Annotated in this window: 10 protein-coding genes and 1 pseudogene; 8 read left to right on the plus strand and 3 right to left on the minus strand. The window is 55.9% G+C overall.

Features of this window, described 5'->3' with window-relative positions:
- Nucleotides 1-60 precede the first annotated feature (60 nt).
- From tal to M5G11_RS22715, 3 genes are all read right to left on the minus strand, one after another.
- Entirely contained in the window at nucleotides 61-987 is a 927-nt protein-coding gene (tal, locus tag M5G11_RS22705) for a transaldolase (RefSeq protein ID WP_273910352.1), read from the minus strand.
- A gap of 121 nt (nucleotides 988-1,108) precedes the next feature.
- Complete coding sequence (dusA, locus tag M5G11_RS22710) at nucleotides 1,109-2,119, minus strand: tRNA dihydrouridine(20/20a) synthase DusA (protein ID WP_273910353.1); 1,011 nt, start codon at nucleotides 2,117-2,119, stop codon at nucleotides 1,109-1,111.
- A 524-nt stretch (nucleotides 2,120-2,643) separates the two neighbouring features.
- Nucleotides 2,644-3,558, minus strand: a complete 915-nt coding sequence (locus M5G11_RS22715) for a LysR family transcriptional regulator (RefSeq protein WP_273910355.1) — start codon at nucleotides 3,556-3,558, stop codon at nucleotides 2,644-2,646.
- Nucleotides 3,559-3,803: 245 nt separating this feature from the next.
- On the opposite strand from M5G11_RS22715, the gene M5G11_RS22720 reads away from it, so the two are divergent.
- The 8 genes and pseudogenes from M5G11_RS22720 (at nucleotide 3,804) to M5G11_RS22755 (ending at nucleotide 13,362) form a co-directional block, all read left to right on the plus strand.
- Entirely contained in the window at nucleotides 3,804-5,141 is a 1,338-nt protein-coding gene (locus tag M5G11_RS22720) for a nucleobase:cation symporter-2 family protein (protein WP_273910356.1), read from the plus strand.
- A gap of 66 nt (nucleotides 5,142-5,207) precedes the next feature.
- Nucleotides 5,208-5,717: a nucleoside deaminase gene (locus M5G11_RS22725; RefSeq protein ID WP_273910357.1), complete on the plus strand. Its 510-nt coding sequence runs from the start codon at nucleotides 5,208-5,210 to the stop codon at nucleotides 5,715-5,717.
- Entirely contained in the window at nucleotides 5,714-6,064 is a 351-nt protein-coding gene (locus M5G11_RS22730) for a hydroxyisourate hydrolase (protein WP_273910358.1), read from the plus strand. The genes M5G11_RS22725 and M5G11_RS22730 overlap by 4 nt, the downstream gene beginning before the upstream one ends.
- A 397-nt stretch (nucleotides 6,065-6,461) precedes the next feature.
- Nucleotides 6,462-7,319, plus strand: a complete 858-nt coding sequence (locus tag M5G11_RS22735; protein ID WP_273910359.1) for a hypothetical protein — start codon at nucleotides 6,462-6,464, stop codon at nucleotides 7,317-7,319.
- Nucleotides 7,320-7,610: 291 nt separating this feature from the next.
- Nucleotides 7,611-8,012, plus strand: a pseudogene (locus tag M5G11_RS22740) (chemotaxis protein); the annotation flags it as partial.
- Nucleotides 8,013-8,378: 366 nt separating this feature from the next.
- On the plus strand, nucleotides 8,379-10,190 hold the full coding sequence (locus M5G11_RS22745) for an acyltransferase family protein (protein WP_273910360.1): 1,812 nt from the start codon (nucleotides 8,379-8,381) through the stop codon (nucleotides 10,188-10,190).
- 380 nt (nucleotides 10,191-10,570) lie between these two features.
- Entirely contained in the window at nucleotides 10,571-12,319 is a 1,749-nt protein-coding gene (locus M5G11_RS22750; RefSeq protein WP_273910361.1) for an LTA synthase family protein, read from the plus strand.
- A gap of 116 nt (nucleotides 12,320-12,435) precedes the next feature.
- Entirely contained in the window at nucleotides 12,436-13,362 is a 927-nt protein-coding gene (locus tag M5G11_RS22755; protein WP_273910362.1) for a methyltransferase domain-containing protein, read from the plus strand.
- The last annotated feature ends 35 nt before the right edge of the window (nucleotides 13,363-13,397 follow it).

The following is a 13,397-nucleotide window of genomic DNA, read 5'->3' on the forward strand; positions in this document are numbered from 1 at the left end:
CCCTGAAGGCCAACAGAGGATAGTCCGGATTCCCCCAGCCGCTGGCAACCCGGAGTTGTATCAGCGCTTTGCAGCCAGCAACGCCTCAAGCTTCTCCTGGTCCCGCGCAAACTGCCGAATGCCTTCGGCCAGCTTCTCGGTGGCCATGGCATCTTCGTTCGATGCCCAGCGGAACTGGCTTTCGCTCAGTGTCTGGCGTGCTTCACCCTTATTGCCTGGCTTGAGCTTGCGAGCCAGCTCACCCTGGTCGTCGCTCAGCTGTTGCAGCAGCTCCGGGCTGATGGTCAGGCGATCGCACCCGGCCAGCTCTTCGATCTGGCCTATATTGCGGAAGCTGGCGCCCATCACCACGGTGTTGTAGCCGTTGGTCTTGTAGTAGTCGTAGATGCGCGTAACCGATTGCACGCCCGGGTCTTCGGCGCCGACATATTCAATGCCGGTCGATTTCTTGTACCAGTCGTAGATCCGGCCCACGAACGGCGAAATCAGGAACACCCCGGCATCGGCGCAGGCTTGGGCCTGGGCGAAGGAGAACAGCAGCGTCAGGTTGGTCTGGATGCCTTCCTTCTCCAGCACCTCGGCGGCGCGGATGCCTTCCCAGGTGGAGGCCAGCTTGATCAGTACGCGATCGCGGCCGATGCCAGCCTTGTCGTACAGCGCGATCAACTGGCGCGCCTTGGCCAGCAGGGCCGGCTGGTCAAAGGACAGGCGGGCGTCCACTTCGGTGGAGATGCGCCCGGGGATCACTTTCAGGATGCCGCTGCCTACCGAGACGGCGAACGTATCGCACGCCAGGCCCACATCGCCCTTGCTGACGGCGACGGCTTCATTGAGCAGGTCGGCGTAGCCCGGCATGGCCGCGGCTTTGAGCAGGAGGGAGGGGTTGGTGGTGGCGTCGACCGGCTTGAGCCGGCTGATGGCGTCGATATCGCCGGTGTCGGCGACGACCGTGGTGAACTGCTTGAGTTGTTCCAGCTTGGAAGTCATGAGCGTGCTCTGTCCTGTGCGGTTCGACGACATTACCCGAGCGTTGCCAGCCGCTCAAGGGCCGCGCTGGCAGGCGGGGGTAATGGGATGAAGCTTGGAGTGTCGAACCGGGCGCAGGTTCCTAGCGCCCTTGCAGCAACTCGCCAGCCTGATCGAGCAGGGCGAGCGGGTCCTTGCTCTTGTGGATGTCCACCGAGAGCAGTTGGCGGAACTTGCGCGCGCCGTTGAAGCCGGTGCCCAGGCCGAGGATATGGCGGGTCACGTGGTGCATTGCGCCGCCGCTTTCCAGGTGCCGGGCGATGTACGGGCGCAGCTTGGCCAGGGCTTCACTGCGGGTGATGACCGGGGCATCGCTGCCGAACAGCTGTTGGTCGACTTCGGCCAGTACATACGGGTTGTGATAGGCCTCGCGACCGAGCATCACGCCATCGAAGGTCTGCAGGTGTTCCTGGCATTCGGCGAGGGTCTTGATGCCGCCGTTGAGGATGAACTCGAGGTCGGGGAAGTCCTTGGTCAGCTGTGCGGCGATGTCGTAGCGCAGTGGTGGGATTTCGCGGTTCTCTTTGGGCGACAGGCCTTCGAGGATGGCGATGCGCGCGTGCACGGTGAAGCTGCGGCAACCGGCGTCCCGTACCTGGCCGACGAAATCGCAGAGCTCGGCGTAGCTGTCGCGGCCATTGATGCCGATGCGGTGCTTGACCGTGACCGGGATCTCGACGGCATCGAGCATGGCCTTGACGCAATCGCCGACCAGCGCCGGGTGGCCCATGAGGCAGGCGCCGATCATGTTGTTCTGCACGCGGTCGCTGGGGCAGCCGACGTTGAGGTTCACTTCGTTGTAGCCGGCGGCCTGGGCCAGGCGGGCGCAGGCTGCTAAGTCAGCCGGCACGCTGCCGCCGAGTTGCAGGGCCAACGGGTACTCGGCCTCGTCATGGCGCAGGAAGCGTTCGGCGTCGCCATGCAGCAGGGCGCCGGTGGTGACCATCTCGGTGTAGAGCAGGGCATTGCGCGAGAGCAGGCGCAGGAAGAACCGGCAATGGCGGTCAGTCCAATCCATCATGGGCGCAACGCTGAAGCGCCGGGACGGCTCAGGCCGCGTGGTTGCTGGGTTTGAAGCGGAATCTAGGGGCATTTCGTTCAACGTGTTTTGTACCAATTCATGGGTGTTTTTGGGCGTTTCTTTGCTACATCGGTGGAGCAGCCACCGACAATGTCACTTGTACCATCGACAATCGAGGCAAGGAGCAGGGTAGGAAAGAAAGCCGACGGGCTGGCGACTGGGGCCGCTCATATCCGTCTCAAAAACAGAGGTGGCATAGTCTACCAAGAGTGTTGAGTGTTCGCGCGATGGCAGGCCGAAGAGGCTTGGGCGAAGTGACGAGAGGCCGAGCTGACTGAACCGGGTGCGATTGTTTCGTAGAAAGTAACCCCGTTGTGCTCGTTCCGTGTTCCGGCCGGGTTCCCGTCGCCGGCGGCTGACCACATCTGGATAAAGAGCGGCAGGCTGTGAAAAGTGTCGGCTGTGATAGGGGCTTTTTCATCCATGGTGTGCTCCCAGTGCTTGTGAAAAGGCAGTTGCGCTTCAGTCGCAATGTCTGCCCAAACCATCACACCTCGCTTAATGGCCCTTCGAGGGGACTACAATAAGCAAGCGACTCACAACGTAGTCGTCTGCCCATTACGATCAAGCTCGAAAACTTTGTTTGTTTGTAGCCGCGCCTTCAACCATTGCTCAGCCTTCGCTAGGGGGCGTTGACGAGCCCACAGCAAATCCACTCCGATCTGCCAGTCAGTGTGGGGATATGCCGAGAGTTGGAGCTCTACCAACTCACCCCGAGCCAGTTCGCGTTGAATCAGTTGACGCGGCAAGGTCGTCCACCCAAAGCCCGCTCGAACCATTTCCAATAAAGCCAGGTAACTTTCTGCCTGCCACAACTGGGTTGACCGCAAATACTCGCTGCTGGGCAGTTTGCTGGCATGTGCAGTGAACGCTAGCCGACGATGTACATGCAGATCATCGAACGTCACCGACTCCATCTGGGCCAGCGGATGTTGGGGGTGACATACATGCAACATGATCAATTTTCCCAACTGCTGAAATGCCAGTTCCTGAGGATATCCCGGTTGCGAGAATGCGACGCCTAGCACAGCTTCACCTTGAGCTACCAGCTCGCTGACATCGCCGTGGACGGGATGGCGAATGATCAGGTCAACATAGGGGAAGACCAACTCGAAATCCTTGAGTACCGGCATGATCGGCCCGTACGGTGTTTCAATCGCCAGGGTCAAGCTGGGTTCTAAGGTTTCGGACAGACAATCGGCATGAGCCTCGAGAGTCAGGCAACGCTCCAACACCGCTTCGGCTTGAATCAGCAACTTTTGCCCGCTGGCGGTGAGGACCGGGTTTCGACTGCTTCTGTCGAATAGTTCCACGCCCAGATCCGTTTCCAGGTTAGCGATTGCGGCGCTGATTGTGGATTGAGTTTTCCCCAGCTTACGCCCCGCCCCAGAAAACGAACCGGCCTTTACGGAATCCACAAACATTTGCAGTTGGTCCAGAGAAAATCGCAATGTTTTACGCCTTATCAAAACCGGTGGTGGAAAGGGCTATCGCTGAACTGATCCTGCAACGTGAAACCATATTGCGCAAGGGAGCATCCATCGAGCTGATCGATAGCTACTAATTTGTCTTATCGTCTGCAACGCTAAATTATACCCCTCGACGTCAGTAGGTCCTGCCGGGCTCCGCATCCTGTTCACCGGCCACCGGGATGCCCCCAACAACAATAAAAGCTGCACCTCAGGAGACATGCGACATGAGCATTAAAAGGGTACATCCGGTGGACGAAGTCTTACCTTGGCGCCAATTGTTTACCTACGGCCTACAGCATGTGCTGGTGATGTACGCAGGCGCGGTGGCGGTGCCGTTGATTCTGGGCAGTGCACTCGGGCTGACTTCGGCTCAGGTGGTGATGCTTATCAACGCCAACCTGCTAACGTCCGGGATCGCCACGTTGATCCAGACCCTCGGGTTTTGGAAGTTTGGTGCGCGTCTACCAATGATCCAGGGCTGCTCGTTCATTGCCTTGGCGCCGATGATCATGATTGGCAAGGAGTTCGGCCTCACCGAAGTGTTTGGTGCGGTAATAGCGGCAGGGGCGATCACCATTGCTTTGGCGCCGATCTTCAGTCGCCTGCTGCGTTTTTTTCCGCCAGTGGTGATCGGCAGCTTGATCACTATCATCGGTATTTCGCTAATGCCCGCTGCGGCGATCTGGCTAGGCGGAGGTAACCCTGGTTCCGCTGAATTCGGCGCACCGTCCAATCTGCTACTCGGGTTTGCAACGGTTGCTGTGACGCTGGTTATTTACGCCAAATTCTCCGGCTTTCTCGGCAACCTCAGCGTATTGATCGGTCTTTTCGTCGGGAGTTTGATTGCAGCGGCCTGCGGCATGACCAACTTCAGTCAGGTTGGTACTGCAGCCTGGTTCGAACTCAGCCCACCCATGGCTTTCGGTGCGCCGGAGTTCTCGCTGATGCCAATTCTGGTGATGACGCTGGCGATGCTGGTGATCATGGCTGAGACCACTGGTAACTGTTTGGCCATCGGTAAACTCGTCGACAAGCCCACTACTCAACTCACTCTTGGTAATGCATTCCGTGCCGACGGCCTGTCGACCATGCTCGGGGGCTTGTTCAACAGCTTTCCTTATAACGCCTTCACCCAGAACACTGGATTGATTGCACTCTCCAGCGTAAAGAGCCGGTATGTGGTAGCTGCCGCTGGCGCAATCATGGTGGTGATGGGGCTGTTTCCAAAGCTAGGTGCGCTCATCGCAGCGGTGCCAACCCCCGTACTCGGCGGGTGTGCCATCGTGATGTTTGGCATGACTACTGTGGCCGGCATCCAAGAACTGTCGCGCGTCCAATTCGAAGGCACCCGCAACGGCATCATCGTCGCGGTTTCGGTTAGCGTCGGGGTGTTGCCAATGTCCTTCCCAGCGTTGTTCGAACACGCCAGCGGTACCCTCAAGCTGATTCTCGAAAGCGGCATCTTCCTCGGTGCGATCACCGCAATCATCCTGAATATTCTTCTCAACCCGCAAAAGAAGGCGATGACTCCGGTCGCAGGTAACGTTGAACTGGCCGACTGAATGCTGATTTTCATCCCCTCTGCCAGGTGGGAGAGGGGAACCTTTAAACAAAATAAGGAAGTCGTTATGACCGTTTTTGCCCCACTTGCTCCTGCCGGCATCACCGAACTTGATCTGGAGTTGTTGCGCCAGTCGATCCAGATGTCCGAAGAGTCCAAGGAGCGTGGTCGTCATCCATTCGCAGCACTGGTAGCCGACCAGGACGGGAAAATAATTGCCAGCGCTGGCAACAACTCGATGCCGCCCGAAGGTGATCCAACCCAGCACGCAGAACTAGCCGCTGCCGCTAAAGCCGCCAAGTTGTTGACTCCAGAGGCTCTCGCCAAATGTACTCTGTACACCAGCGCCGAGCCCTGCTGCATGTGCGCAGGGGCGATTTATTGGACTGGTATCGGTCGAGTGGTCTATGCGTTGTCAGAGCATGCATTGTTGGGTCTGACCGGCGACCATCCAGAAAATCCTACGTTTTCGCTACCTTGCCGCGAAGTGTTTGCTCGTGGTCAACGGCAGATTCCGGTATTCGGGCCAATGCTGGAAGACGAAGCCTCCAAGGCTCACGTCGGCTTCTGGAAATGAATGGAGGCGTTTCCATCCACGTAGTGGATGTCGCCAGCGGTAAGGTCGCCCAGGGTCTGCGAGTAACGGTCCGACGGACGGACGGCGGGTTGGTATGTGCCGGTCGAATTGCAGCCAACGGCCTGCTGGTTGAGTTGAGTGAGCTGGCCGAACGTTTCACTCAAGGTGGTTATGAAGTGCGCCTGGAAGTCGCCGACTTCTATCGTGAGCAAGGCGCAATACTGCCCGAAGTGCCGTTCCTGGATGTGTTGATATACCAATTTGGCTTAGACGACATCCGCCAGCACTACCACTTGCCATTCAAGTTGACGGCGTGGGGAGTGTCATGTTTCCGCGGCGGAGCTTAAAAGACTGAATCTCATCCACAGCAGTGCAAATAAAGTGCTGCTTTTGTAACTCGGTGGAATAGTTGCTCCGCTTTAACATCGCCGAGTTACTTTTTATTGCTTGTAGTGCGACCCTGGTAGAGCGCTCTCTCCCAAGGTTGCCCGCGCTTGCTCATGCCTGAGCATAGCAAGGCTACTTGAAAAGTGATTCGGTTTTTATGTGGGTCACTGCCCGACTTCATTGACTGGGTCCTTTGGCTGAAGACTTCTTGGTCGGAATGTTGATAGTTTTACCCTGAGCAAATTTAAGAGCGGCTCGCTGAATAAGGCTGTATGTACGCCTGTGAGATTTCCTCGGCAAATATAAAAACAATGAGTTCCTATTGGTCGATAGGGGCTAATAATCTAGGAATAGAAAATGCAGAACTGCAAGTTATTTGTCCGTCAGGCCTTCGTCAGTAGTACTCTATTGCTGGGTGCTGCAATGTCCGTGAGTGCGGCCGATTGGAGCGATAATTCCATCAGTTATTTGTATGGTGCTCGCTTTAGCGAGCCCGGTATCGATGATGGAATCGCCAAGAGCATATTCGAATTCACTCATGTTGATGGCTACCAGTACGGCAGCAACTTCCTAAATGTTCAGGTGCTATTTTCCGACAGTGCCGATCCCGCCGAAGGCAGCAGCGATGGCGCGACGGAGTTCTATGTGGTCTATCGTCATCAGCTTTCACTAAATAAGATTTCCGGCCAGAACTTTACATGGGGGCCCGTTCGCGACTGGTCGCTATCGGGTGGCGTGGACTTGAACACCAAAAACACCGATTTCGCTCCCGCAAAGCGCATGCTCGTTATCGGCCCAACCATCAACTTCGATGTACCAGGTTTCTGGGACTTCAGTGTGATGTACCGCTCCGAAAAAAACCACAATGGCTTGCCATTCGCCGAGGAGCACGATGTCCGCTTCGATGACACTTTTTATTTGGAAACCGCCTGGGGCATTCCATTTCAGCTCGGATCGGTACCGCTCAAATTCAAAGGTTTCGCCAACTTCATCCCCCCAAAGGGTAAGGACGGCTTCGGTAATGACACTGTGAGCGAGACGCTTGTGCACGCCGCATTACTGGTGGACGTGGGCCAGATTGCTTTCGGCAAGAAAGATACCTTCTTTGCCGGGGTGGGCTACGAATATTGGAAAAATAAGTATGGTAGCAGCTCATCCGACACAGCGGGTACCGAGGCCAATACACCATTTCTGAATTTGGAGTGGCACCTGTAAATTGTTAGTAACGCATTCACTGTCTTGTACGGATAGCTGCGGCGAGACTATCCATTTCATGGATGGAAATCGCACCGATGCACGGTTAAACGCGCATCGGCAACGTAATTGTAAATACATATTCTGCTAAATGGGTTGCGGGTGGTGTGAAACAAACATCATCTGCAATTTACCAGGAGCCATGCGGTACGTTACTACAACATCACTTCTAAACCTATGGTTATCGGGTATCTACTTCCCCAGGGCTCGGCTAGTGCAGTAATACAGCCTTTCATCCTTTTTGGGGGCTTCATGCAGTTCTGGCAACGCAGTATTCAATGGCAATTGATCCTGAGTATGGGCTCCGCCTTAGTGGTCAGTATTTTGATCGTGGTCGGTATCTATACGGTGGTTGTCAACCGTCTGGCCCAGAGCTACCTGTTGGAGCAGGCGCTACCGTCGAGCATCGAAGCGATGCGCAACGATATCGAGCGAATTCTGGTTCAGCCGCTAGCCGCAGTGAGGGACATCGCTACCAACACTCTGGTGCTTGATTGGCTTGCCGATGACGAAAATAGTGCCCAAACGAGCGGCTTTATTAGCTATCTGAGTGGCGTTCGCGCTGAGCATAAGGCGTTTACCGCATTAATTTCGGCATCTGCTACAAATCATTACTACACCGAGAAGGGGCTCGAACGGACCTTAAATAGGAATAGGTGGGCGTTGGTCAGTCATGTTTCTATGGCATCGAGTGAACGGTGGCTATGTGTGTAGCGCTGTGGTGATGATGGGTCCAACTTGTAACCATGTTTTTTAGCGCAATGACGTCGCGGTTGAATGGATACAGGGTTTATTTAAAGGTGAATTGTTATGGTGTTCGTGTTTGTAGCTGGTGCAAGTGCTGACGTGCGTTTCATTGACAGCGCCGTTGCGTCGTGGGTGATCGCCGCCGAGGAGCGAGGCCGGCGTTTGAAAAATCCTGTACCATCCCGTCCGCAGGAAAACAGGACAGCTGGCTACACCGATCGAGTGTGAGTGAAGCCAAGTAATTAGCAGGCAGTGAGTGCCGGGTAGCGAGCAATGGAATTCAGAAAAGACATAAACGGTTTAAGAGCGCTCGCGGTACTGGCGGTTGTGATCTACCACTTCAACGCCATGTGGCTGCCGGGCGGCTTTGCCGGTGTGGATGTATTTTTTGTGATTTCGGGATACCTCATGACGGCAATTATTTGTCGTGGGGTCAAGGCACATACGTTTAGCCTGCGTCGCTTTTACATTGCCCGGGTGAAACGTATCGTGCCGGTGTTGGCGGTCATGTGCTGCACATTGATGGTGTTTGGCTGGATGAGTCTACTCCCGGCTGAATACAAGGAAATGGCCAAGCATGTGCTGAGCAGCCTGGGCTTCTATTCGAACGTCACCTACTTGAAAGGGCTGGGGTATTTCACTGCCAGCCTGAATGAGCGCTGGCTTCTGCATACCTGGTCACTGTCGGTGGAGTGGCAGTTCTACCTGATCTACCCCGTTGCACTATTGTTGCTGACGAAACTCTTTGGCCTGCGCGCCTTCTACTTGTTGTCTTCACGGAGTTGGGAGCTCTGCGCCGGTGGCCTGGCCTTCCTGTTTCCGCTATCGCTCGGTAAAAACTATCAACGGGCCCTGGAATGGTTGGGGCTGGGCTTGATTTTGCTGGGGTATGTGGTCATCTCCAAAGCGGTCATGTGGCCTGGCTACTACGCATTGCTGCCTGTGGTGGGGACGGTGATGGTCATTGCGGCAAATCGACAGGATTCCATGGTCACGGGCAATCCTGTATTCCAGCGCGTGGGCCTGTACTCCTACTCGATCTATATTTGGCACTGGCCGGTGATGGTGTACATGAGCTACTCGGGCTGGTTGAGTAGTGTCACCAGCATGCTGCTGGGCGTGATCGTCTCTCTCGTACTTGGGGGTATCTCTTATTGGCTGATCGAGCGCAAACGCGCTGAACACGCGCAGGGGCTCCGCGCAGCGGCCCCTGTCACTGGAGTTGTTGCACTCGTTCTATTTAGCCTGTTTGTCTACAAGAGCGACGGAGTAGATTCCGATGTGCGTGGCGAAGGTATTAGCGAGAAGTCAGCGTTCGTCAATGAGTATGTAGCGTTACACAAGGGCCTGACAGACGCCTACTGGTTGAAATGCAATACCTATGAAACGCTGGCCGCTTCAGGCTCCAGTCAAATTGACGCGTCGTGCACGCGCAAGCAGGGTGAGGGGGGAGTCTTCTTGTGGGGGGACTCTCATGCGGAAGCCCTATCGCTGGGTATTCGCAGTAGTTTGCCTGAGGGAGTCGCTTTTTATCAGGTCACCTCATCGGCCTGCGGGGCGTCGCTGACGCATGACTCTGCAACGCTGGAGTTTCAGGCGACCTGCAACGCCTCCAATGATTTTGCCTTGCAAGAAATGGCGAGGCTAAAACCGGACGTGGTGGTCATGGCGCAAGCGAGCGCGCACGAAGGTACCGACTGGAATGAGATAGCCCGGCATTTGAAGACATTGGGTGTCAAAAACGTTGTACTCGTTGGTCCGGTCCCGCAATGGCGGCCGTCGCTGCCGTTGGTCATGACCAAGCGGCACTGGAAGTCCAATGGCGACCATATTGTTGATCAGGGGCTTGATCAACGAATGCTGACGTCTGATGGTTTGCTCGGCCAGACGTTGAGCAAACAGTACATTACCTACATCTCTGTGATTGAGCGCTTGTGTGAAGGGCCTGCTTGCCTTGCCAAGGTAGATAATGGCAAGTCGCTATTGGTTGTTGATTATGGTCACCTCACACCCGCGGCGTCCAAATATGTGGGGTCGACAATTATTCTTCCGGTACTCAAGCAGCTTGCGACGGCGATCCCATGACCTGACGCTTCACCTTGCCTCGTGGGTATTGGGTGCCGCCACGAGCGGTGGAGCGAGACGCTGTTCCGGTCGAAAGTGTGCGCCTCTTCGAGCGAGAGGCGCACCGCCTGATGGTTTTTGCACGGCAGAGCGATAAATGTCGAACTCACCGCTGGAGGGGCGAGGCGGTATCGATGGATTGTTGCAATAATATTTCGCAATTCTGCCGTGAGGCACATAAAATCCGCAGCCGGCCATCCTCCAATATTCTAATCGCCAGGTTCTGCACAGTGAGCAAAATTGCAACAGTGAGTAGCGGTATACTCCGTTTTATACGCGAAGCGTTTATTTATCTTTCTTTCTCCGTGTTACTGGTATGCCTGGTTGAATGGTGTGCTGGATTGAACCTGGTTACGCTGAACTTTCTGACCCTCTCGATACGCGAAGCGAGCGTAACGGCACTGTTGTTGGCAAGTCTGTTTGTTCTGCTCGACACCGTAGTGCGGCGGCGCTATTTCTCAATGTTGCCATTGGCGCTGCCACTCATAGTGATAGCAATTATCAGTCAGCAAAAACTGGGCTATCTTTCAGAGCCGCTATATCCCTGGGATTTCATCTTTGCCGAGCAGATCTACAAGTTGCTGCCTGAGCTTGCCAATGAAAAGCCCCAGCAGTTGATGGTTGTGCTCGGGTGCGGCCTGCTGCTGACTGCCTTGACGCTTTGGCTCATTCGCCTGGTCTTCCGCAAGCAGCGCGGCACAGCGCCTGGGCGGCCGATGCTGGCAAGCAGCGTGTTGACAGTGCTTGCCCTGGTGGTCTGTATCAACACCGCTTTCGGTCAGCGGTTTGTGCAGGACGTGCTGAAGATTCAGGCCATGCCCTGGGTTCAGGTCGAAAACTACAGGCAGAACGGATTTATCCTGGCCTTTGCCATGAACATGGAGTCCGCACTGATCGAGCGGCCAGACCTGTCCGTCGATACCGTGCTGGAGCAAGTTGCCAAGCTTCCCGCTGTGCCGGCTGCGGCAAGTGATGAGCAACGACCAGACATCATTTTCGTCATGAGCGAGGCCTTCTGGGACCCTACACGTCTGCCGGGCGTCCACCTGAGCCCTGATCCCATGCCGACCATACGTGCGTTGTCTTCCGGCGATATCTTTTCACCTAGCCAAGGTGGCAACACCTCGAATGTGGAGTTCGAGCTGCTTACCGGTTTCTCCAATGCCTTCCTGCCCGTCGGCTCTGTGCCGTATCAACAGTATGTGCACAGGAACCTCCCGTCGATCATCTGGACGCTGAAGGCTCAGGGCTATGCGACCATGGCCATGCACCCCTACTACAAGCACTTCTGGAACCGCGACAACGTCTACCGGTACCTGGGGTTCGACCATTTCATGGCGCTTGAAGATATGCCCGGCATTGCAGCCCGTGGCCCATTTGCGGGTGATGGGGCATTGCTGGATCGTTTGTATGAAACCCTGGAAGCCACCACGCAACCAACGGTGCTGTTCGCCATTACCATGCAAAACCACGGTCCTTATGAAAAGGACAGGTATGCGCAACCCATGGTCTCCATGCAGTTGGATGGGCAACTGGATGAGCACGATGCCGTGCAGATCTATAGCCAAGGCGTACACGATGCGGATGACGCATTGAAGTTGTTGATTGAGCGATTGAGCAAACGCTCGCGCCCCAGCCTTTTGGTCTTTTTCGGCGACCATACGCCCTATCTGGGCAAGAACCTGTCTGCCTATCGACAGTCCGGTCTCGTCAGCAACTCAGCGTCCGATGAGTTGAGTCAGAGTGATTATGTGAACCTGCATCAAACGCCACTGGTGATCTGGTCTTCTACCCCAGCGCAGTCGGGTGCTCAGGTTGAGAAACTGTTGAGCCCCAGCATGCTTCCGAGCGTGATAATGAACAAGCTGCATATCCAGCACCCGTTCTATTCCGGTGTACTGCAGGATGTAGCGCGGGCGTTCCCGGTGGTCGACCGCCGTGTGCTGCGCAAGGAAGATGGGCAATGGATCGAACACTGGCGTGGGCAAGAAGACCCGTCAATCCAGCGTTATCATGCAATCCAGTACGACATGATCTTTGGTAAGCAGGAGAGCCATTCGGCGCTTTTCAGTGATATGCCGATCCAGTAGCACGCCGAGGCCAGTGCAGCCGACGCCGACTCAATAAAATCCTGCGCTAGCCGATAGTGATCGTGTCGGCTGCCTGCTCGGCCTGGCATCTATTTTTCGAAGGGACAAGAGTCGTTATGAACGTTAATGGAATGGCACTGGCCAGCAAGTATTGTCAGGGTTTCGGCCTGGAGCTTGGCGCTGCCGCGCATAACGCCTTCTATTTGCCAGATTGCCTCAACCTGGCGCCCTGTGATGGCGAGTCATTCCTGCACCCGAAGGACCTGGAAGACTACCAGCACTACAAGGCCGAACAGGGCAGCTACCACGTGGCGCCGGCCAAGGTCGATGCGCTGGGCGACTTTCTGGAAATCCCATTCGCCGCCGACACCTTCGACTACCTGATCAGCTCGCACGTCATCGAGCATGTGCCGAACCTGTTTGCCGCCTATGTCGAGGCCTCGCGGGTGGTCAAGGATGGCGGGGTGTTCTTCTGCATTTTCCCCAACCGCAACGCCGAACCCACGGACCGGATCCGTGCGCTGACCACCCTTGAGCAGATGATCGAGGCGTATGAGCAACGCATCGACATGAGCAAGATCAGTGAACACCTCTGGCGTGGTCATCACCTGGTGTTCTCGTTGCAGAGCATGCTGCGCGCGATCAACCTGGTGAACTCCGTCGGCATTGGCCACTGGCTGATCGAAAGCGTCGAGGAAACCGACTCCAAAGTCGGCAATGGCCACACGGTGGTGTTGAGAAAGCAGGAAGGGCTGTCGGGCCTGACCTATACGGATGTCAGCCAGTTCAACGACGCCTTCAACGCACGCTTGCAGGCACAGGACCTCACCGGTGCGCTGCACCTGGTGAAGGCTGCGCTGTCGTTCGACTTCTTCAACGCGCACAACCTGTACCTGGCGTTTGCCCTCAGCTGCCAAATGGACAACACGGTTGAAGGCCTGGAGTTCCTGCGTCAGGCCTTGATCATCAACCCGGAAAACGAAGAGCTGCGCAAACTGTTCGTGCAGTTCAGCGGTGGCCCGTTCGTGAACCCGGTGCTCTGAGCACCGGGTACCCGGTCAGATCACGATCAGCCCCG

The sequence above is a fragment of the Pseudomonas fontis genome (assembly GCF_028656955.1).
GTDB lineage: Bacteria > Pseudomonadota > Gammaproteobacteria > Pseudomonadales > Pseudomonadaceae > Aquipseudomonas > Aquipseudomonas fontis.

Excerpts from the sequence above, each read along its gene's own strand:
- M5G11_RS22730 (WP_273910358.1), top strand. The coding sequence starts at position 5,714 with ATGAATGGAGGCGTTTCCATCCACGTAGTGGATGTCGCCAGCGGTAAG.
- M5G11_RS22725 (WP_273910357.1), top strand. The coding sequence starts at position 5,208 with ATGACCGTTTTTGCCCCACTTGCTCCTGCCGGCATCACCGAACTTGAT.
- dusA (WP_273910353.1), bottom strand. The coding sequence starts at position 2,119 with ATGCCCCTAGATTCCGCTTCAAACCCAGCAACCACGCGGCCTGAGCCG.
- M5G11_RS22720 (WP_273910356.1), top strand. The coding sequence starts at position 3,804 with ATGAGCATTAAAAGGGTACATCCGGTGGACGAAGTCTTACCTTGGCGC.
- M5G11_RS22745 (WP_273910360.1), top strand. The coding sequence starts at position 8,379 with ATGGAATTCAGAAAAGACATAAACGGTTTAAGAGCGCTCGCGGTACTG.
- tal (WP_273910352.1), bottom strand. The coding sequence starts at position 987 with ATGACTTCCAAGCTGGAACAACTCAAGCAGTTCACCACGGTCGTCGCC.
- M5G11_RS22735 (WP_273910359.1), top strand. The coding sequence starts at position 6,462 with ATGCAGAACTGCAAGTTATTTGTCCGTCAGGCCTTCGTCAGTAGTACT.
- M5G11_RS22755 (WP_273910362.1), top strand. The coding sequence starts at position 12,436 with ATGAACGTTAATGGAATGGCACTGGCCAGCAAGTATTGTCAGGGTTTC.